16 protein-coding genes and 1 pseudogene are annotated in these 20,751 nt (G+C 57.9%); 6 read left to right on the forward strand and 11 right to left on the reverse strand.

The annotated features are described in order from the left end of the window. Positions 1 to 186: 186 nt before the first annotated feature. From MJA45_RS21000 to MJA45_RS21015, 4 genes and pseudogenes are all read right to left on the reverse strand, one after another. On the reverse strand, positions 187 to 1,755 hold the full coding sequence (locus tag MJA45_RS21000) for an FAD-dependent oxidoreductase (RefSeq protein ID WP_315603854.1): 1,569 nt from the start codon (positions 1,753 to 1,755) through the stop codon (positions 187 to 189). A 189-nt stretch (positions 1,756 to 1,944) separates the two neighbouring features. After that, entirely contained in the window at positions 1,945 to 2,775 is an 831-nt protein-coding gene (locus tag MJA45_RS21005) for a MurR/RpiR family transcriptional regulator (RefSeq protein WP_315603855.1), read from the reverse strand. Continuing rightward, positions 2,750 to 3,454 carry an N-acetylmannosamine-6-phosphate 2-epimerase gene (locus MJA45_RS21010; protein ID WP_315608071.1) on the reverse strand — a complete coding sequence of 235 codons (705 nt, stop codon included), beginning with the start codon at positions 3,452 to 3,454 and terminating at the stop codon, positions 2,750 to 2,752. Before MJA45_RS21010 ends, MJA45_RS21005 begins: the two co-directional genes overlap by 26 nt. 177 nt (positions 3,455 to 3,631) lie before the next feature. Next, a pseudogene (locus MJA45_RS21015) lies at positions 3,632 to 5,119 on the reverse strand (DUF4127 family protein); the annotation flags it as partial. Between the two features lie 372 nt (positions 5,120 to 5,491). On the opposite strand from MJA45_RS21015, the gene yhbH reads away from it, so the two are divergent. The 6 genes from yhbH (at position 5,492) to MJA45_RS21045 (ending at position 12,155) form a co-directional block, all read left to right on the forward strand. After that, positions 5,492 to 6,634, forward strand: coding sequence for a sporulation protein YhbH (gene yhbH, locus MJA45_RS21020; RefSeq protein ID WP_315603856.1), 1,143 nt, complete (start codon positions 5,492 to 5,494; stop codon positions 6,632 to 6,634). A gap of 4 nt (positions 6,635 to 6,638) precedes the next feature. Then, entirely contained in the window at positions 6,639 to 8,075 is a 1,437-nt protein-coding gene (locus tag MJA45_RS21025) for a SpoVR family protein (RefSeq protein ID WP_315603857.1), read from the forward strand. 167 nt (positions 8,076 to 8,242) lie between these two features. Beyond that, positions 8,243 to 8,683 (forward strand): hypothetical protein, encoded by a 441-nt coding sequence (locus MJA45_RS21030; protein ID WP_315603858.1) that lies wholly within the window; start codon positions 8,243 to 8,245, stop codon positions 8,681 to 8,683. Between the two features lie 120 nt (positions 8,684 to 8,803). After that, positions 8,804 to 9,196, forward strand: a complete 393-nt coding sequence (locus tag MJA45_RS21035; protein ID WP_315603859.1) for an AbrB/MazE/SpoVT family DNA-binding domain-containing protein — start codon at positions 8,804 to 8,806, stop codon at positions 9,194 to 9,196. Between the two features lie 163 nt (positions 9,197 to 9,359). Next, on the forward strand, positions 9,360 to 10,436 hold the full coding sequence (locus MJA45_RS21040; RefSeq protein ID WP_315603860.1) for a cobalamin-dependent protein: 1,077 nt from the start codon (positions 9,360 to 9,362) through the stop codon (positions 10,434 to 10,436). Positions 10,437 to 10,463: 27 nt separating this feature from the next. Then, positions 10,464 to 12,155: a histidine kinase dimerization/phospho-acceptor domain-containing protein gene (locus tag MJA45_RS21045; RefSeq protein ID WP_315603861.1), complete on the forward strand. Its 1,692-nt coding sequence runs from the start codon at positions 10,464 to 10,466 to the stop codon at positions 12,153 to 12,155. Positions 12,156 to 12,215: 60 nt separating this feature from the next. Here MJA45_RS21045 and MJA45_RS21050 read toward each other — a convergent pair whose 3' ends face one another. The 7 genes from MJA45_RS21050 to MJA45_RS21080 form a co-directional block, all read right to left on the reverse strand. After that, a complete protein-coding gene (locus MJA45_RS21050) occupies positions 12,216 to 15,833 on the reverse strand; it encodes a CheR family methyltransferase (protein ID WP_315603862.1) in 3,618 nt (1,205 codons plus the stop codon). A 288-nt stretch (positions 15,834 to 16,121) separates the two neighbouring features. Beyond that, entirely contained in the window at positions 16,122 to 16,373 is a 252-nt protein-coding gene (locus MJA45_RS21055; RefSeq protein WP_315603863.1) for a hypothetical protein, read from the reverse strand. 36 nt (positions 16,374 to 16,409) lie between these two features. Further along, positions 16,410 to 17,225 (reverse strand): DUF4367 domain-containing protein, encoded by an 816-nt coding sequence (locus tag MJA45_RS21060; RefSeq protein ID WP_315603864.1) that lies wholly within the window; start codon positions 17,223 to 17,225, stop codon positions 16,410 to 16,412. After that, entirely contained in the window at positions 17,222 to 17,803 is a 582-nt protein-coding gene (locus MJA45_RS21065) for an RNA polymerase sigma factor (RefSeq protein ID WP_315603865.1), read from the reverse strand. The genes MJA45_RS21060 and MJA45_RS21065 overlap by 4 nt, the downstream gene beginning before the upstream one ends. A gap of 257 nt (positions 17,804 to 18,060) precedes the next feature. After that, a complete protein-coding gene (locus MJA45_RS21070) occupies positions 18,061 to 18,858 on the reverse strand; it encodes a polymer-forming cytoskeletal protein (protein ID WP_315603866.1) in 798 nt (265 codons plus the stop codon). 3 nt (positions 18,859 to 18,861) lie between these two features. Continuing rightward, positions 18,862 to 19,482: a DUF4004 family protein gene (locus tag MJA45_RS21075; protein WP_315603867.1), complete on the reverse strand. Its 621-nt coding sequence runs from the start codon at positions 19,480 to 19,482 to the stop codon at positions 18,862 to 18,864. A 184-nt stretch (positions 19,483 to 19,666) separates the two neighbouring features. Beyond that, the gene (locus MJA45_RS21080) at positions 19,667 to 20,479 is read right to left on the reverse strand and encodes a VanW family protein (protein ID WP_315603868.1); all 813 of its coding nucleotides are present in this window, start codon (positions 20,477 to 20,479) and stop codon (positions 19,667 to 19,669) included. Between the last annotated feature and the right edge of the window lie 272 nt (positions 20,480 to 20,751).

Genomic DNA, 20,751 nt, shown 5'->3' on the forward strand with positions numbered 1-20,751 from the left:
CAACATGCTCCCGGTAAAATGGAAGACGCAACCTTCCGGGGCGCCCCTATACAAGAAGCCATGTGCCGGGGCACATGGCTTTTACTGTAATGATAGGTGGACGGACGGCACAGGCGGAACCTGACCCCTCCATGCGATAAGTCTACTTGGAAGATTTCGAGCGATTCGAGAAAGACGGAATACCGTTTATTTCTCCTCGGGCCAATGAAGCTCCACTCCATGCCGGACGAGGAGCTCCTGGTACGCACGGAGGTGGTTCGCCTCTTCCCGGACGTCATGAGGCCGGCAGTCGTTCAAGACCGCATAGGCTGCCAGATAACCCGCGGCTTCCCCGATGTTCCATTCGGTCGGATGAAGCCGGTAGCAGCCGTTGGTGACCTGGGTGGTCCCGATGTTTTTGCAGGCCGGCAGAAGATTCTTGACGCGGATGGGCAGCAGCGCCCCAAGCGGGATTTCGTAAGGATAGACCGGGATATAGATCGCCCGCTGGGTAACGGTCGTCGGATGCAGGTCGAGCGCATAGCTGCCCACTCCGACGCTGTCCTCGTACCGGAGCGTACCGGCTTCCCCCCGCACCTCCATGCTGACGTCGTTCTCGGTAATCGTGTACACGGCCTTGATCCGCCGGGATTCCCGGATATAAGGCGCCTTGGCGAGTCCGTCCTCCGTGCCCAGCACGTCGCCCCTCGGCCGGACCCCGGGATAGCCGCGGCCGCCGTCGGGGCGCGGGGCCTCCGTTTGCAACCAGTACAGAAGCGACAGGCTCAGCTGCCGGGCTCCATGCAGATGCTTCTCCCTCTCCTCCTCGGACACCCCGTAGATCGGGCCGACGTAATAATCATTCTGCGGCCAGTTGACCAGCGTCACCGGTCCCTCGTACAAAGGCTCCGTGTAGATCGAGGGATCCACAATCTGCCGATAGTCCCACAAGGAGACGACGCCCCGATCGTTCGGAAACATCGTGTATTCCTTCAGCCGGGTGGAATCATGAGGATCGATCGCATTCCAGTTAAGCAGGGGCAGCGTGGAGAAGGAAGGGATGTAAGCCTTCCAGTAGTCGTACATCTCCGGCCGTTCGATGGTGAAGTCTCCGCCCTCAACATAATCGGCGGCAAAGACATGGGTGATGGACTGCATGTCCAAAGGATCCGCCTCCCGGGCGGCATGAAGCTCCCCTGTTTCGCTGGACGCTTCGGCGCCCATGACGAACTCGACTCCCGCCAAGGGAAGCACATCCCCGCATTCCGTCGCATCGAGGAAATAGGCGCCCGTCAGCTCCAGCCTCCTGCCCGTGCCCCGCTGCTCGACGGTGACGGACCGTACCGAGTCCCCTTCCGTCTCCGCCGCAACCGGCTTGTATTCATAAAGCACGGTGATTCTCCCGGAATTGACATAGGGCGCCAGCATGTTCTCCAGCACTTGGAGCGCGACGCGCGGCTCATGGGCGAGCCGGCTCACCCAGCCTTTGCCGGGGTTCAGGTGGGGATTGTTCCGGGCTTCTTCCGTAAGCGGATAATGGTCGCGGTAGTAGGCCCGGACCCTCTCCCGGAATTCCCGGTAGCCGGCCGTGGAGCCGAACGACTCGATCCATCTATGCTCATCGGGCGGCACCCCCTGGCTCGTCAGCTGGCCTCCCAGCCAGTCGGTCTCTTCGGTCAGGATCACCTTCATGCCGGCCTTCGCGGCCGCCAGCGCCGAGGCGGTGCCTCCCAGCCCCCCGCCGATCACGATCACATCCGCCTTCCGTTTCTCCATTCGGTTTCCCTCCTGCAACTGTTTAGTAAGTCTCGTGCCTTATCCGTTCAATGGCAAACATGAGTTACCCTCCATACGGTTCCTTACGAAATAGTTTCTGACGAATAGTCCCTTACCCATTGTCCATTCCTAATTTTTTCATACGGAAGGAAAATCCGGCCCCGCTCCCTTGCAGACGGCTTCCTTCGGTTAATAGATTCGTTCAATTACGGCCTTCGCCGTCCGTTCCTTCATTTCCTTCGTCCACTCCGGCCTCTTCTCGGCCAAGCCCTGGCAGAGCAGGTCCAGCACGAACAGCTGGGCGATTTTGGCGGCCATCGAGCCTCCTTCTAAGGGCGACTCTTTACCCGCCGTCAAGAGAACGACATCCGCCACACCGGTAATCGGAGACTTGGCGAAGTTCGTGATGGCGATTACCGACGCTCCGCTCTGCTTCGCCTTGGCAAGCATATCGTTCGTGTCGAGCGTGCTTCCCGACACGCTGAAGCCGACAGCCACGTCCCCGGGGCGCATGGACATCGCGGCCATCATCTGCATATGGCTGTCCGCCACCGCTTCGGCGCGCCGCCCGATCCGCATGAACCGGTTTTTGGCGTCCAACGCGGTAATCCCCGATGCCCCCACCCCAAAAAATTGGACGTGGCCCGCCGCATCGATCAAGTCGACGGCCTTCTGCAGCCTGTCCTTGTCGAGCAGGCTGAGGCAGGTGTCGAGGGCTTGAACCGCGTGACGGTAAACGCCCCGGGCCGTTTCCTCTTCTCCGTTTCCGGAGTCCGGCTGATCCGGATTCTGGTACGCCTTGTCCTGGGCGAGCGCGAGCTTGAAGTCCTGATAGCCCTTGAAGCCGATTTTGCGGCAGAACCGCATAATGGTCGTTTCCCCGACCTCCGCGAATTCGGACAGCTCCGTGACCGAATGGTAGATGAGGTCTACGTTCCGCTCGAGAACGGCGTCGGCCACCTTCTGCTCCGACTTCGTCAGAGAAGGATAATAGCTATAAATCCGAGCCCTCACGTCCATCCGCATTCCCCGCCTTTCGAATTAGCTCCGCATACCGGGCCGTCACCACCTGGGGCCGCGTAATCGCCGAGCCGACGACAACCGCGTAGGCGCCTTCGGCCATAGCCTGGACCGCCTCCTCGGGAGAGAAGATCCGCCCTTCGGCCAGTACCGGAAGGGTAAGTCGATCCGCCGCCCGCCGGATCAGGGCGAAATCGGGCTCCTCCTGCTGAGGAGAATACGGCGTATAGCCGGACAGCGTGGTCGACACGCAGTCCACTCCCAGGGAGGCGGCGTATTCCGCTTCCTCCAGGGTGGAGATGTCGGCCATCATCCGGATGCCCCGGCTCTTCATGTAAGCCGTCAGCCCTTCCAGCGTCTCCCCGCACGGCCGGGGCCGGCGGGTGGCGTCGAAGGCGATCATGTCGGCTCCGGCCTCGGCCAGCTCGTCGACCTCCCGGCTCGTCGGCGTAATATAGACCTCGCATCCGTCGTAGTCCCTCTTGATGATGCCGATCACCGGCAGCCCGGTTGCCGCCTTGATGGCTCGGATGTCCTCCGGCCCGTTGGCCCGGATGGCGGCCGCTCCTCCCTGCTTGGCGGCCTTGGCCATTTGGGCCATCGTAGAGGCTCCGTGCAGAGGCTCGTCAGCCAGCGCCTGGCAGGACACAATCAGCCGGCCCCGGAGCTGTTCGAACAGCGAGTCTCTTTCGGCGGGCGTCACGCTGATTTGCCCGGCCCTGTCAGCCCCGTATGCCCTGTCTGTCCCGCCGGCTTGCCTGGCCCCGTCTGCCCGGCCAGCCCGGCCGGCATCCGTCCGATCTTCTTGCTTCAGCGGCTGCCCAATCGGAACCGCCCGGACCGTCAGTCCGACCTCGAACATCCGGCTCCACGGCATCCAGCAGTCTTCGATTTCGATCCGGAACCGCTGGTCGGCCAAGTGCTCCTCCGCAAACTGCTCCAGCTCCCGGCGGACGATCCGGGAGATTTCTCCTCGGCTGCCGTCGATGGAGAAATAGGTGTGCCCCAGCTCCTTGACGGCTCCATTGCTTACCCGGCGGCGGACGGAGGAGCAGTAGCCGGCATCCTCCACATGGCGCAGAGCCAGAAAATCGCGGTGAGCGCCGGTATCGCCGTACACCAAATAGAGCATACCTTGGGCGATGCAGGTGCCGAGGGTGTTCGAGCTCGTGTTCCAGCCGGCATATCCAGCCAGCCGGAACAGCATGTCCTTCTGGCGGAGCAGCTTCACCAGCTGCAGATCCGAGCCGTTCGCATAGGCAATATCGGCAACGATGCACGGCTTGCCGAAGCGGCGCATGGCCATATCCGCGTATTCGACCAGCTCCACGAGATTGCGGAAGGCATCGTAGCCCGGATTAGGCTCATGCTGCACCACGGCTTCCCTCATGACATCCCCCGGCGTGTTGCAGAGAATGACGGCATCCGCTTCTCCGAGCGAGGAGGCCAGCATTCCCCCGGCCGCAAGAATTTGATACTTCAGGCTTTCATAGAACGGGCGGTCTTCATAGAGCGGGGTAAGGAACGGGCCTTGGACCCCCGCGAATTTCGGATAAAGAAGCGGCGTCCGGTTATGCATCCGGTTCACCATGCGCGACAAAAGCGTGCAGCCGACCTCGTCGGCTCCCGGGTACATGTACACCTTCTGCTCCACATCCAGTTCCCTGATGCGCTGGCGGACCTCCTGCTGATCGAGGGCGGTCCAGCCGTAAGGAGCGGAATCGTCTTGGGGAACGATGAGGAAATCGATCGTTCCGTCGGCCGCATAGTCGAGCGCCAGGCGGTTCACTTCCCGATTGACCGCGCGGCGGTCCAAGTAATCATCCAGCACGCCGGGACCGGGCAGCCGCTGGTCGTGGCCGGCCAGCTCCGTCAGCTCCTCGCCGGAAGCGAGGCCGAGCTCTTTCTTGTGACGGAGGAAGCCGGTCCGGAAAATCTCCCGTCCCCAGTCACCATAATAATCCGGCTCCTCGTCGTTCGAGGAGTACTGCGGGCAGCGCATGATCAGCTGGAACGCGTACAGGATTAAACGCGGGTTCTCTTCCTTCACCCGGCGGAGTCCTTCGAGCCTTGCGGCCGCTTCCTCTACCGTGTCGTGGTGAAGACGGGAAGGAATAATTCCCCCGTACAGAAGGGTATCCAGGGCGACAATGGCACCGTCCGCCTCCTTCGCTTCCTCCAGAAACCAATCCCACAAACCATTGGTGTCGCCGGGCTGTTTTTTACGGCCCATCAGCTCCATACCGGGGCGAACCAGATGAAGGTCCGTGCGTGCGGCAAGCAGCGGGGGAAAGTCATAATTGCAGGGCCGCTCGTCGAGCGGAATGTAGATAATTTTCGGCATGCGGGATATCCGGGAGCAGGCGGCAGGGTTCCGCCTCTCATCAGCCTCGTAAGGCTCCGGCCTCCTTCTATTAGAATGGGGAAATAGGCAATCTCTTTACCGCCATTCTAGCACGGAAAGGAATGATTCTCCACAAATAAATATATGGGCGGAATTTTTCTCCGAACAGTGGTCAAGAAGCCGCTCCCCTCTTAACGCTTAACAAAAGGGTTCGGGCTATCGCCCCCTCCCCCTCCAAATGGGCTTGTAACCCAATCACATATCCCCCGTTCTCGTGAATATATTTGATAACAAGCTATCCGACTTTCCTCCGGCCCGGCGGACGGGTCCGGTGTCCCTTAGCGTCAGCGCCATTCTTCAGGAGGTGTAGCCATGACGAAACCCGTATTTATCGTATCCCGCGAGGACTGGTCCCTGCACCGTAAAGGTTACCAGGACCAAACCCGCCATCAGGAAAAAGTGCGCGAAGCGATCAAACAGAATCTTCCTGATCTCGTCACCGACGAAAGCATCATCCTCTCCAACGGACGGCAGATTATCAAAATTCCGATCCGCTCCCTCGACGAATACCGGTTCCGCTATAACTACAGCAAGTCGAAGCACGTCGGCCAGGGAGACGGAGACTCCCAGGTAGGCGACGTGCTGGGCAGCGAGCCGGCCAAAGGTCCCGGCAAAGGCGAAGGCGCGGGCAGCCAGCCCGGAGAGGATTACCTGGACACGGAAGTAAGCGTGGAAGAGCTTCAGGCGATGCTCTTCGATGAGCTGGAGCTTCCGAATCTCCAGGAGAAGGACAAGAAGCAGCTGCACACCTCCGAGGTGGTGTTCACAGACATCCGCAAGAAGGGAATCATGTCGAACATCGACAAGAAGCGGACGATTCTCGAGAACCTGAAACGCAACGCCAACGCAGGCCAGCCGGGGATTCACGGCATTTCCCCCGACGATCTGCGCTTCAAGACGTGGGAGGAGATCCACAAGCCCCATTCCAATGCGGTGATCATCGCGATGATGGATACGTCCGGCTCCATGGGAAGCTTCGAGAAATACATCGCACGCTCGTTCTTCTTCTGGATGACCCGCTTCCTCCGCACGAAGTACGAGAACGTCGAGATCGTTTTCATCGCGCATCATACGGAAGCGAAGGAAGTGACGGAAGAGGAATTCTTTAACAAAGGGGAAAGCGGCGGAACGATCTGCTCCTCGGCTTACCAGAAGGCGATCGATATCATCGACTCCCGGTACTCCCCTGCCATGTACAACATCTACCCGTTTCATTTCTCGGACGGAGACAACCTCACTTCCGACAACGAGCGCTGCGTCAAGCTGATCGGGCAGCTGATGGAGCGCACGAACATGTTCGGCTACGGGGAGGTCAACCAGTACAACCGGAGCAGCACGCTCATGTCGGCGTTCAAGCATATCAAGAACCCCAAATTCCAGTACTGCATCATCCGGGAAAAAGGGGAAGTGTATGACGCCTTGAAGGCCTTTTTCTATAAACCGGAGGCGGGGTGAGCCTATGCAGTCCCATGAAATCAAAGAGCTGGAGCGGGCCATCGAGGAAATAACGGAGATCGCCCAAGGCTTCGGGCTGGACTATTACGAGATGCGCTACGAAATCTGCCCCTCGGACATCATCTACACCTTCGGCGCCTACGGAATGCCCACCCGCTTCAGCCACTGGAGTTTTGGAAAAACCTTCCATAAGATGAAGACCCAGTACGATTTTGGTCTGAGCAAAATTTATGAGCTCGTCATCAACTCGAACCCGTGCTACGCGTTTCTTCTGGACGGCAATTCGCTTATCCAGAACAAGCTGATTGTCGCGCATGTCCTCGCCCACTGCGATTTCTTCAAGAACAACATGCGCTTCTCCAATACGAACCGCAACATGGTGGAGAGCATGTCGGCAACCGCCGAGCGCATCCGCCAATATGAAATCGAGCACGGCACGGAGAAGGTCGAGCAGTTTCTCGATGCCGTGCTCGCCATTCAGGAGCATGTCGACCCCGGCCTCATCCGGCCGTACCGCCGCGGCGAACGCACGACTCCCGACAGGATAAAGAGCCGGGAGGCGGCCGCCGAGTCCGGCAGCGAGCCGCAGACCGGCTACGAGGACCTGTGGTCCCTCGAACGCGATACCCACTCCAAGCCCGAGCCGATCACCGTGCGTAAATTTCCCTCCCAGCCGGAGAAGGACCTGCTGTGGTTTCTCGAAATGCATTCCCCCGAGCTGGAGGACTGGCAGCGGGACATTCTGACCATGATGCGCGACGAGATGCTGTATTTCTGGCCGCAGATGGAGACCAAGATCATGAACGAGGGCTGGGCCTCGTACTGGCACATCCGCATTATGCGCGAGCTCGACCTGACGCCGGAGGAAACGGTGGAGTTCTCCAAGCTGAATTCCTCGGTCGTCCAGCCGTCCAAGAGCAGCCTCAATCCCTATTACCTCGGCTTGAAAATCTTCGAGGACATCGAGAAGCGTTGGGATAAGCCCACTCAAGAGGAGCAGGAGCGGTTCGGCCGCAGGCCCGGCCAGGGCCGCGAGAAGATGTTCGAGGTCCGCGAATTCGACTCGGATACCTCGTTCATCCGCAGCTACCTGACGAAGGAGCTGGTAGAGGACCTCGATCTGTATATTTTCGAGAAGAAGGGCACCGACTGGAAGATCACCGACAAAACCTGGATGAACATCCGCGACCAGCTGGTGTACTCCCGCGTCAACGGGGGCTTCCCTTACCTGGTGGTAGACAACGGGGACTACAAGCGGCTCGGAGAGCTGTACCTGAAGCATTCCTTCGAGGGGATGGAGCTTGACCTGAAATACCTGGAGCGCACCCTCCCCTCGGTTCAGAAGCTCTGGGGCAAGCCGGTTCACCTGGAAACGATCGTCGAGGATAAGAAAGTGGTATTCACATACGACGGGAAGAAGCACCACCGCCAGTTTATTTAGGGTCAAACATTTAGGGTCAAACGCCGGGTCGCGGACCGCTCCGCCTGCCCGGTGTTTTTTTGTGCCCTCCCCGTCGCTCTTCTCTAGTAAACTTCCACGAATACCGGAGTCACCCTTCCATTCCGTTACATAGAATAGAGCGACAACAAGAAAAGGAGTTGGTAGATTTGGCTATCGTTTTATCGACAGGCACTATTAACAAAACCCGTTCCACGGTAAATGCACACATTGAGCTTCTTAACCTGAGCAATTTCTTTAGAAGGGTGCGGGTGCAAGTTATCAACTGGGATAGCAGGACAAGTCTTCTCGACCAGACCGTCAACGTATCTCCCAATACTAACTTTGCGATCACAACAAGTGTTCGCGATGTCTCCTTCCACTACGAAATCCGGGTAACGGTTCCCACGACCCGCAACCTGATCGTCAACACTTTTGCCGTAGACAGCGGTACCTTTACCGTCGAGAACAACACGGTTCTTCAGCATCAGCTGGTTCGAATCTTCCCGCCTTTTGCGATTTTCAAGAAAGCCCAAACCAAAAGCCGGGTCAAAGTAAGCAAAAAGCCGCTCACAACTAAAGCGCTCATCCGCAAATCTGTAAAAAAATAACAGAGAAAACCTCAAGATTGACGGGCCTCCCAGGACTTAAGATCTATAATTTTTCCCGATAAATATGGTATAATATGTTAAAAAACTTCTTGGGGGATCTCTGTGAAAAGTCTTGGCATAGTGAGAAAATTGGACCGGCTGGGCCGCATCGTTATTCCGAAAGAATTGCTGGAGATTCATGATATCCGCATCCGGGATCCTTTGGAAATTTTCACGGATGACAAGCGGATCGCCCTGCGGAAGTACCGGTCGACGGACTGCATCTTCTGTGAAAATTATGACAACAACATCTATTTCAAATCGTATTTCATTTGCGCCTCCTGCCTTAAGCAGATCCGGCCCTCCGAGGCGCCCGGAAAACCCGTCTCCTCCCGCCCGTCGTCCAAGCCTACCGCGCTGGACCGATTCCGGGAAGCGAAGGAGAAATATCCCGACGCCTCCCAGAAGCAGCTTGCCGAAATCCTTGGCATTACCCAAGGCCGGGTGAGCCAGCTGAATAAAGAACTGAAGTAAAATAAGCATAACCGGCCTAGCAGCCCGACCTCTGGTTCGGGCTGTTTTGCATCGGTGGGGAATACAGGGAAGCTTCCCAAACCCTTTTATAGTATAATATGGTAGACGGCAACGAAGAGGACGCTTCCGGATTATCTACACCCTACACCGAGGAGGGATTCGAATGAAGTCCATCACCCGGCAGGCCGGCATGCTCCTGATGTCCCAAGCCGAGGAGCTTGCGGAGGAAGTGACCGCCCGGCAATATTCCCGGCAGCCTGATCTGACGGCCCGCTTCGGAGCCTCCGGACGGATAAGAACCAGGCAGGACTCCGTTTATAACCTGCAGTATTTGGCCGAAAGCGTCCTGGTCGACAGCCCCTCCTTGTTCGTCCATTATATCGCCTGGCTCAAAACGCTTCTGGACGGGTACCAGGTTTCCGTGGAGGAGCTGCGGGTTAACCTCCAATGCATGGAGGAGGTCATTCAGGCCCACGTGAAGGAACCCGAACGCGGGACCCTGCTGGATTACTTGCGGCTGGGACGCCAGCAGTTGACAGCGGCGGAGACTCCCTCCTCCTTTCTTAAGGAGGACCAGCCCCTCGCGGAGGAGACCAAGCTTTACCTACAAGCCCTGCTTAACGGGGACCGCCGGTCCGCAAGTCAGCTGATCACCCGGTTGGTCGAGGACAAGGTCCCGCTGAGAGACTTGTATTTGTATATTTTCCAGACCACCCAGCATGAGATCGGCCGCCTGTGGCAAACCAACCGCATCCAAGTAGCCCAAGAGCATTTCTGTACGGCCGCCACCCAGATGATCATGTCTCAGCTGTATCCTTATTTGTTCACAAGCCCCCGCAAAAGCTATACACTCGTCTCCGCCTGCGTCGGCAAGGAAATGCATGAGGTCGGCCTGCGGGTGCTCACGGACCTGTTCGAGCTGGAGGGCTGGGATACTTACTACCTGGGCGCGAACGTGCCTGCTCGAAGTGTGATTCATTCGCTTATCCACCATAAGGCGGACGTGATCGCCATCTCCGCCACCATGACGTACCACGTCCATCTCGTGGAAGAGCTCATTTCCCAAATCCGGGGAAACCCCGAATGTGCGGGAGTCCGAATTATCGTTGGCGGCCTGCCCTTCAATATCGATTCCAAGCTGTGGAAGAGGGTGGGAGCCGACGGGTGGGCCTCGGATGCCGAAGAAGCCGTCCGGGTAGCGGAAGGCCTGCTTCAAGGCCAGACGGCCCAAACGGAATAATGCGACCGACTAAAGGAGCTAATGAACATGGAGTCTCATGCCGAGTGGCATTCGGAAATAGCCAAGCTGAGGGAAACCGTCCGTCAGCTGTCCGACCGGGTCATCCGGTTTCAGGAACAGGAGGACCGGCTGCTTTCGGAGCTATCGGAAATGAACAACGAATTGATTACCGTTCAGAGAATGCTCGCCAAAACCAATCTGGATCTTAAGAAATCCCAGAAGAAAGCGGTGGAAGCGGAGCTTGCCAAGGGATCGTTCCTCTCGATGATGAGCCACGAGGTCCGTTCCCCTATGAACGGCATCCTGGGGATGACCGAGCTGCTCATGCATGCGGAGCTCCATGCCGAGCATCGCAAGAAAGTGATGCTGATCGAGGAATCCGCCAAGCTTCTGCTGACGATCGTTAACGATATTCTCGATATCACCAAGATCGAAACCGGTGAAGTGAAGCTGAACGAGGAGCCCTTCGATCTTCGCAAGCTGCTTCATCATATGGTGGAGCTGATGAAGCCGAACGCCGCTTCCCGGACCATCCTTCTTCCCGTCTGGGACAGCCGGATTCACCCGATTCTGATCGGCGATGCGGTGCGCATCCGTCAGATTCTGCTCAATGTGATCATCCACTCCACCCGCCTGTCCGGCAGCGGGACCCTTACGGTCCGGGCTCTGCTGGAGCGGGCTGAGAAAGGCAAACAGGCCATCCGCATCGAGGTGTCGGAGCCCGCAGGAGAACGCCGTCCCCTCCCGGCGCCCTCTGGGCAAGAAGGAAGCCATCTCGGGGTGCGCATTGCTTCCCGGCTCCTGCAGCTGATGGGCGGTTCCCTGAACGTGCATGGAGAGGACGGGAAAGGCCCTCTGGTGTCCTTTCAGCTGACCCTACCCGAAGCCCGGGCCGAGGGAAGCCGGACCGGCCTCTACGGGGAGGGTCCGGAAGAAGCATCCCCCTTCGCGCTCCGGCTGACCGAGTGGTTCGACGAGGAGACGCGGTCCCTTCCCATTCTTCTTGCGGTGGACAATGCCATCAACCGGCAGGTCGTTCATATGCAGCTGACCCGGATGGGCTTCTCCCAGGTTGACGTCGTCCAAGACGGGGAGTCCGCCGTCCAGCGATATGCCCGCCGGACCTATTCGCTTATCGTAATGGACCACCTTCTCCCGACGGCGCACGGCCTGGAGCCCGCCAAACTCATCCGGGAGGAAAGCGCACGCCGGAAGCAGCCGCCCGCTCCGATGGTGTGCATCAGCGCCAACCCCGGCCCCGATTTCACCGCCCACTACCGGGAAAGCGGCTTTGACGATTGCATGGCGCTGCCGATTACGCTGGAGCAGCTGGAAGCGATGCTCCTGCGCTGGCTTCCGGCGGAAGGGCCGGCACCTTCCCGTGTGCTTAGCCTGCCGATTATCCAGGACCTGAAGAAGCTCGACGAATCCGGCGTTCTTCTCCGCAGCCTTCTCAACCAGTTCAAGCAGATGGCTCCCGGGCTTATGGACCGGATGAAGCATTCGGTCCGGGACAAGGATGCGGCCGAGCTGCAGAAAACGGCCTACATGCTGAAATCGAGTGCGCTTGGCTTGGGACTCGTCAGCTTGTCGGCCACCTTCTCCCAGCTCGAAAGCATGGGGGTAGCCGGAGTGGTTACGCCCGAAGCCGAAGCGCTGCTGGCCGGCCTCTGGGAGGATTACGAGGCCGCATGCCGGGCGCTTGAGCAGTACTTGTAACTTAAGTTCAAACCGCAAAGGCCTGTCCGGCATTTCTTCGACCGGACAGGCCTTTTGGCGTTACTTGAGAATGGATTGGAACAGTTCCGAACCCGGCTGGGCCAAGGAGCGGTGCCCGCCTTCGATGTGCAGGGGAAGCAGGATGTCGATGGTCGTTCCCTTGTTGACCTCACTCTGAAAACGCATCTGGCCTTGATGATTCTCTATGATCTGGTGGCAGATCATGAGGCCGAGGCCGGTGCCTTTCTGCTTCGTGGTATAGAACGGCTCGCCGATCCGGTCCAGCTGCTCCTTCGGAATGCCGCAGCCTTTGTCGACGATGCGGATCATGACCTTGCCGTAAACCGCATTGCGGATCTGAATGAAGATTTGGCCCCCGTACGGCGTCGCCTCGATCGCGTTCTTCAGCAGATTGACGAACATCTGCTTGATCTGGTTCTCGACACAGTTCATGTGCACGCTTTCGAGTTCACACTCCACCACGAATTCTATATTTTTGAGGATAGCCTGGGAGCTGAGCAGCATCACGACGTTCTGGAGAATAACCCGGAGGTCCTTCGTCGCGAATTCGAAAATTTGGGTTTTGGCGAGCAGGAGCAGCTCGTTGATGATCAGTTCCATGGAATCCACCTCAGCGGAAAGAATCTCCATGTATTTCTCCTGATCGCCTTGCTTCGTGTTTAGAAGCTTGAGAAAGCCCTTGACCGAGGTCAGCGGGTTGCGGATTTCGTGAGCGATTCCCGAGGCCAGCTGGCCGGCCACGGAGAGCATTTCGGATTTTCTCAGCAGCCCCTCCGTATGCTTCTTCTTCGTGATGTCCTCCGCTACCTTAAGGTAATGCACCACTTCTTTCTTTTCGTTGATGACGGGAAGAACGGTGGCCGATTCCCAGTAAATTCTTCCGTCCTTGTGCCGGCCCTGCAGCTCTCCCTTCCACTTGCTGCCCGAGCCCACCTTCTCCCAAAGGATGTCATAGACCTCCGTCCCCCCCTCCCCGCGCTCCAGCGCCCGGGCCTCCGTTCCGATGACTTCCTCCCGGGAATAGCCGGTAATATCCGTGAAGGCGGGGTTGACGTATTCGATCTTCATCTGCTTGTCCGTAATCATGACCACGGACGGGCTCTGCTCGATGGCGAGCGAAAGCTTGCTCAGCTGGCTGTTGATCGACTTCAGCTCGGTAATGTTGACGAGGGTCATGATGATGCCTTTGATGTAGTGATCCACGGTACGGTAAGGAGAAATTTTGAGCAGGTACCAGTTCTTCTGGTTGCTCTGCACCTCCCGCTCAATGGGAACGAGCGTGCGCAACACTTCCTCGATATCGGGCACCATGCGATCGTAAACCAGATTATGCGAGATATGCATGATCGGGCGTCCTACGTCGACCTCCATCAGGTTGATGACATCCATGACGTTCGGGGTAAACCGCCGCACACTCAGATCGATATCCAGGAAGATGGTTCCGATGTTGGAGGCACTCAGGAAATTGTTCATATCGCTGTTGACTTCGATCAGCTCGTGAATCTTGGACTGGAACTCCGAGTTGACGGTCACGAGCTCCTCGTTAACCGAGCTCAGTTCCTCGTTCGTGCTCTGCAGCTCCTCGTTCGACGCGATCAGCTCTTCGTTCGTGGCCTGGAGCTCTTCGTTGGACGTCTCCAGCTGCTCGATCACCGTCTGCAGCGTTTCCTGCGTCGTAACCAGCTCCTGCTCCAGATCCAGAATGAACTGCTTCTCCTTCAGGTCGAGATCGGGAGGGGGGGAGGAGGCAGGTGCCAGCTTCTCCAGCTCCCTGTCCGGCAGAAAGGCGATCAGGATGTACTTGTCGTTCGTCTTTTCCGTCCGGAACAGTTTGACCTTCAACAAGATGCGCCGAGAAGCCCCGTTCTGCTCCATGACGATGTTCTTGTAGATGACCTCCGACTTCTCCTTGCGGGCTTTGTGAACGGCCGTGCTGAGCGCAACGGATAGGCTTTGGGGAACCATCTTGAACAGGTTGTGGGAAAATTTCCCGCGCGGCACGTTCAGGAAGGCATTCACATCCCCGGTCGTGTGCACGACATCGTGATTGTCGTCGATAATGATACAGGGAGGAACGAACTCCTCGATCAACGATTGGGATAGATCGTCCAGCTTGCGGAACAGCTTCGAATCCTCCATAATCTGCGAGCCCTGCAGCGTCTGCCCCGGAAGGGTGACCGGTTCGCTGATCTCCACCATGTTGAGCGGCCTGCGCTGGATGACGTTCCGCTTCGAGAAAATGTTCCACTTGTTGTGTAGCGGAGCGTAAAGCTTCCCGAGTTCTCCGATCGTTTCACTTGCTCCAAGAAACAGAAAGCCGCCGGTAGCGAGTGAAAAATGAAACAGCGAAAGCACCTTCTTCTGCAGAATGGGCTGAAAATAGATCAGCACATTCCGGCAGGTGACCAGATCGATCGAGAGAAACGGAGGATCCTTCACGAGATTATGATGCGCGAACACAATCATTTTGCGGAGTTCCTTGGAGACCTGATAGCGGTCCCCTACCTTGACAAAATATTTCTCCAGCCGATCCGGCGTCACATCGGCCGCGATGCCGGCGGGATACATGCCAAGGCTTGCCAAATCGAGCGCATCCTTGTCCAGGTCGGTGGCAAAAATTTTGATCGCCGGCTTCCGGCCGATCGATTCCATGTATTCCCTGAGCAGAATGGCGATGGAATAGGTTTCCTCTCCGGTCGAGCAGCCGGCCACCCATATGCGGATCTCCTGGTTCTCCTTGTGAAAGATCCGGGGCATCACCTCTTCCTTCAAAACCTCGAAAGCCTCTTTGTCGCGGAAAAACCGGGTCACGTTAATCAGCATCTCCTTCCACAGTACGGATGCTTCCGAAACATCGCCAAGCAGCATCTGGTAGTAATCGTGTAGGTCGCCGATGTGATGAATGGCCATCCTCCGTTCAATTCGACGAAGAATACTATTCTGTTTATATTGGGTGAAGTCAATATGGAATTTCTGATGCAAAAGCCGGAATATCTTCTGAATGGTTTCTTCGCTCGTCTGCGCTCTCGTGACCAGCTGGTTCGGTCCGGCCGACTGGCAGTAGTTCATGAACCGGACCAGCTCGCCGCCCATCTGCTGAGGGGGGAGGATGCAGTCCACGAGCCCCGTGGAAATGGCGCAGTTCGGCATCCCGTCGAATTGGGCCGAGCCCGCTTCCTGAACAAGAATCAGGCCACCCGCATCTTTGATCGCCTTGATGCCCCGCGACCCGTCGCTTCCGGTGCCGGACAGAACGATGGAAACCGAATGTTCCCCGGAGTTTTTGGCAAGCGACCGGAAAAAGACATCGATGGGAAACACCAGAGGACTTCCCGGCGTTATCGATTCGAGGTGAAGAGCGTCATTCTCTATCGTCATGAGCTTGCCGGGAGGAAGGACATACACGTGGTCCGCCTTGACTTTGTTTCCTTCGGCGGCCTGCACAACCGGCATGGACGTAACCTTGGACAATATATCCGCCATCAGGCTGCGGTAATCGGGGGACAGGTGCGGGACAACGACATAGGAAGCTCCGCTATCCGGGTCAAGGTGCGTAAAAAAAGAATGGAGAGCTTCCATTCCGCCAGCCGAGGCACCAATTCCTACCACGTATAACGGTTTGCGGTGTTCCGTGGAGCCATTCGTGCTGTTATTCATTCTATCATCTCCCCATCACTTTGATTAGGCATCCTCTGGTGGGGAACGATGACGCCTAAGCCCCTCTGTTTTTAATGTGGCTGCAGGGTCCGTCTTCTCTTGCTGCAGTCCGGCCTTTCGCTGCTTCTTCCAAGGCAGTTCAGCCGAATTTGTCTATCCATATAAGATCAGTATACACGAACCCAACAGCTTCTTCCATAAAAAGTAAACTTTTGGTCAAGAAAACCGCCATATCCGGCATGGCAAAAGCCCGGATAACCGAAGCGTCAGCCGGGCCGTACCTCACCTTTATACGATAACGGCGGAATAAGCCGTTTTCCGGGCTGCAAGGGACTGCTTCATGGTCAGGACGCGCACCCGCCGCTGCTGCTCGGGCTCCTCCTGCTCAAAGAACGAATCATCCGTTCCAAGCTCCAGCAAGGTCTCGCGGGCGGCCTGAACCGCCTCCTGCTCCTTCTCGAGAACATAATAAGCAATCTGGTAGCAATAGCCTTCGAACTTTCTCAGGACCGCTGCTTTGTTCTGAAGCCGCGGGCTCATGACACACCCTCCTTTGCATTATGGGGAATGGGGAGATTACCGGACCGAACGGGCGACTTCCACCGCCTCCTCTTCCGTAAGCGGCCCCGACACCTGCAGGACCGCGTAAGCGGACGGCCACTGAACCGTAACATAGCCGTCTCCTGGAAGAAGAGTGCCCGGGCTCCCGTTGATCTCGATCTCCCGCGCTTGTGCCTTGCCTCCGAAGGAATACACGCCTTCCGGCTGCCCGGAAGCCGACCGGGTATAGAGGAATAGAACGGCCCGGTCCCCGTTTCGATAGAGCAGAAGCGCCTGCTTAAGCCCTTCTTCTCCGTCCGGGGTTAGCTGCGCTGTATCCGGTGCGAAGCCTTCGGGGAGCCGGGCGGGTGCCGGCAGCTTCCACCGTTCGACGGCTTCCGGGACGCTCATCTCTACGGGCCGCGCCGGCACGACGGACCGCTGAACCGCCGGCTGGCCCGCTCCGGAGGATGTTGCTTCGCCCTCCCCCTGCGCAGGGGGAGCAGCCGTCTTGGCACGGGCGGTTTCGCGGTCCCCGTCCCGGCCGTACCAGAGGTGAACGGCCCCGTCTTGGACCTTCCGGCCCACATGGAACCAGAAGGTTTCGGCGGCAGCCGGACCGAGCGCGAAAGATCCTGCCGCCGCCCCGATCAGGAGGGCCGCCAGACTCGCGGCCGCAAGAGCTTGGGAGAAGACGGGGCGGAGACGGCTTCCCCGCCTTTCCCTGGCCAGCCTCTCCTGCATCCGCCCCCAGGCTTCCTCCCCATCCGGGACCGCAAGCCCGTGGTGAATCCTTCTGACAGCCAGGGACACCTGCCCGCCAGCCGTTCTTTCCCGGCCCGGTCCGTTCACCGGTCATCCCCCCATTTACGTATAAAGTGACCCGCCAGCTTCTTGCGCGCTCTGGCCAGCCTTTGGGTAAGCACCTGCTCGGTAATCCCGAGCTCCGCCGATATTTCAGAGTAGGACAATTCCGCTATGTAATGGAGAAAGAGAACCACCCGGTAGTCCGGCTTCAGCTCTTGGATCGTGGCGTGAAGAATTTCGTTGCGCTGCATGCGTTCCACCATATCCTCCACCTTCTCCACTGGCAGGGAATAGAACGCCTCTTCCTTATCGATAACGTCGTCCAGGCCGGACATCTGACGATATTTTTTCAGCTTTCTCAAAAAATCATAAGCCCCGTTGCGCGCCAGCTTCTTCAGCCAGGCCCCCATTCGGGAATCGGAGCGTGTCTTAGGGCCGCTTCGGACCGCTTTCATGAAGGTTTCCTGGATGCAGTCCTCGGTTAAGGCATGATCGTTCAGAAGAAAATAAATGTCCCGGTACACCCATTGCCGGTAGGCAAGGAATAGCCTGCGCTGCGCTTCATGATTCAGGGAATGGATATTTACGCGAAACAGCTCGAATTCCTGATCGGACAACATCATCCCTCCAGCTCCCGGCCCATACTTCAAGTCCCTTCTAAGTTAACCATAGGTCAAACGAACGATCAACAATAATTTCCAGCAAAACCACGCGTTGGGAGGAAGGCAGCAGCAGGACGGCAGGGCCAGAGACGTCCTGGCCGGGATGTAATCCCTATCACAAAGCACAAGGCTGCCGGAGCTTCCCGGCAGCCTATCGCTTGCATGAAGCGCATCCTTTCTCCGCCTGGTCCAGCCGGGAGCCGGAAATCGGAAGCCCTTTAGGTCTCGGTGCTTGAGCCGACGGAGGCCGACGGATCCACGGTAAGCGACTCGGTATACTCCACCCGCTCCACCTCGCAGTGGGGACCGATCACGACACGGTTTCCCCGGATGAGCCGGGCCCTTGTATATTCCACGTTCACGAGCGTTCCCTCGATCAGGTCGGCATTCATCATATTCGGCCTCAGGTCCCTGCCGCGGAACAGGCCGGCGATAGAGTGCAGAAGATCGGTGAAGATGGAAAGGACCGCGGCCTTGCGGACCGTAATCTCTTCCCCTCCAATTTCTTTGGCGTAGCTCGTTCCGTACATGTCCACCTGAACCCGGTTGGCGTTAAGCAGACCGCCGACCGATAGGCCCCCGGTCACCTTGACCTCTTCCGCTTCGAGATCCTTTCCCGCCTGGATGTCTCCCTTCACCTGAATCCGGACGGCCTTCAAGGCCTCCCTGGTCTTCAGGCTGCCGCTAATCTCGATCTCGGAAGCACGGATGGTGTCGTCGGCTTTAAAGGAGCCGGATACCGACAGCTCCCCGCTTTCCACCGCTCCCTCGACAGCGCAGCTTCCGCTGATTTTGATTCGCTCAGCCGAAACATTTCCCCGCGCGTGCCCGGAACCGGATACTTTAAAAAGCCGGGCGCTGACGTTACCGGTAATTTTCCCGGAGCCCGAAATGCGCACCTCATCGAAATGACCTCCCCCCGCCGACCCGCTTCCCGATATGATCAGGTCCCCGTTCGGGGCCGTCCCCGCCGCTTTGTTAATCATGGCTTCCGTGCCCTCCTTGTTTCGGTCCATGCCTTATTCCTCCTCCAGCTCCGCTTTCAAGAGACGGGCGATTTCCTCCAGGTCATAGACCTGCTTCACCTTGGCGTCGGTAAGAAAGGGGCTGTCTTTCGGCACAACGGCAGCCATACCCGCTCCATCCCTGACGCAATAGTACAACCGGTAAGAGGTATCCCCGAGCTGCGGGATCCATCCTTCCATACCCTCCAGCAGCTCTTCCAGCCTACCGTCGGCCAATTCGTGCTCCTCCCGAAGACGGCCCGCCACATAAGCAAGCACCGCCTCCATAAACGTCAGTTCCAGCTTATTCAGCCGCCTGGCGAGCCTCACGAGCAGATCGGGATCCCATAATCCTTTTTCCTGCAGGCGGGAAAGGGCGAAGCTCTTGTTCGTGAGCTCAGGGGAAAGCAGCTCGGCCAATTCCTCGAGGGAGTGACTGTCCTTCAGCTCCAGAATGCCCCTTACCCGGGTTAAGATTTTGTCGCGGTGAAAGAACGTTTCCTGCCCCGTGAAGCTGGACTGCTTGATAAACCAGGATTCGGGGATCAGATTCTGCCGCTTCCAGCGGTAGAGCTGGCCGTAGGAAATGCCGGTCAGCTGCAGCAGCTCTTTTTTGGATATCAACTCCTGCTCCATAGCGGGTGCCCTCCTGATGTATAGCGTAACATTGTTCCGTCTTCCGTTAGATGAATCGTAACATAACATTGTTTCGTTGTAAAGAGAGCCATGGCGGAGAAGAAGCGGCCCTTGGTTCCGTCCTTGTCTTCGCGGCAACGTATAGCCGGCGGGGGCCATCCGCCCGATGCTGGCATTCCACCGCTTAACCCGCCCCAGCGGCCGCGCTAACCTGGTATCGGACCTCCGCCTTGTTGCGGAGGAGGAGCGTGGAAGACAAGAGGTCCCCGTTCTGAGGGTCAAGTGTCAGCCTCCAGATTTCATTCTCCCGGTACCAGCGGCCCTTCTCTTCATAAAACCGGTGGTTTCTTTCCTCGATCCGGTAACGGAAGGCAAGCGGCCGGTCCGTGCGGATCGTTCCCTCGAGAAACTCCTCACTCAGCCAAAGCCGGTATTGGAAGGTAAGCTCGGTCGGATTGTGCAGCCTTAGATCCACATAGTTATAAGCCACGCTGGTCCCGCTGCCGAATGGGATCACCCTCCGGTCGTCCGGGAAGAGGTCGAAGCTGTGATGGTGGCGTTCGCGGATTTCGAGCGGGGTGTGCAGCGCGAGCCAGAACAGCAGGTTCGCCATCTGGCACAGCCCGCCCCCGGTTCCTGTCGTTACCCGGCCGTTGGCAAGCTGAAGGCCTTCGATATATCCTTTGGCTGCCGTCGGCTGTCCCGTCAGCCTCCAGAACGAGAAGGTTTCTCCCGGAGCGATCTGAATCCCGTCCAGGGTCTCAAGACAGATCTGCAGGTTCGTGATTTTGTTCTCCTGCAGCTGAGGATGCGTTCCGGCGAGCACCCTTCTCAGCACGGATTTGTGCTTGTGGGCCACATGAGGGAGGGAAACCGGAGACCGCTCCAGGGCAAAACGAAGGCGGGGGTCCAGATTCTGTAGATGCCTCTTCAGGCGCAGCTGCCGGACACGCCACTTGTACAGAAAGGGAAAATGACGAAGAAGAAGCTTCTTCATAGGAACAGGTCCCACCCTTTAAAGCGTTTTCTCTTAGTGTACAAGGGCCCGGCGGCGGGAGCAACCCCGGCATGTTCAAGATAGGGAGTAACCGGAACGGGAGGACGCCGCGAAGCAGGAGAAGAAGGATAATCGGAATGCCTGCTCACTGCAAAAAGGCTCCGCCTGGGGCGAAGCTTGGAGCGAAGCCTGATGCGGGGCCTTGGCGAAGCCTGATGCAGAGCCTCTTGCGGTGCCTGGGCGAAGCCTGATGCAGAGCCTCTTGCGGTGCC

The organism is Paenibacillus aurantius (genome assembly GCF_032268605.1).
GTDB lineage: Bacteria > Bacillota > Bacilli > Paenibacillales > NBRC-103111 > Paenibacillus_AO > Paenibacillus_AO aurantius.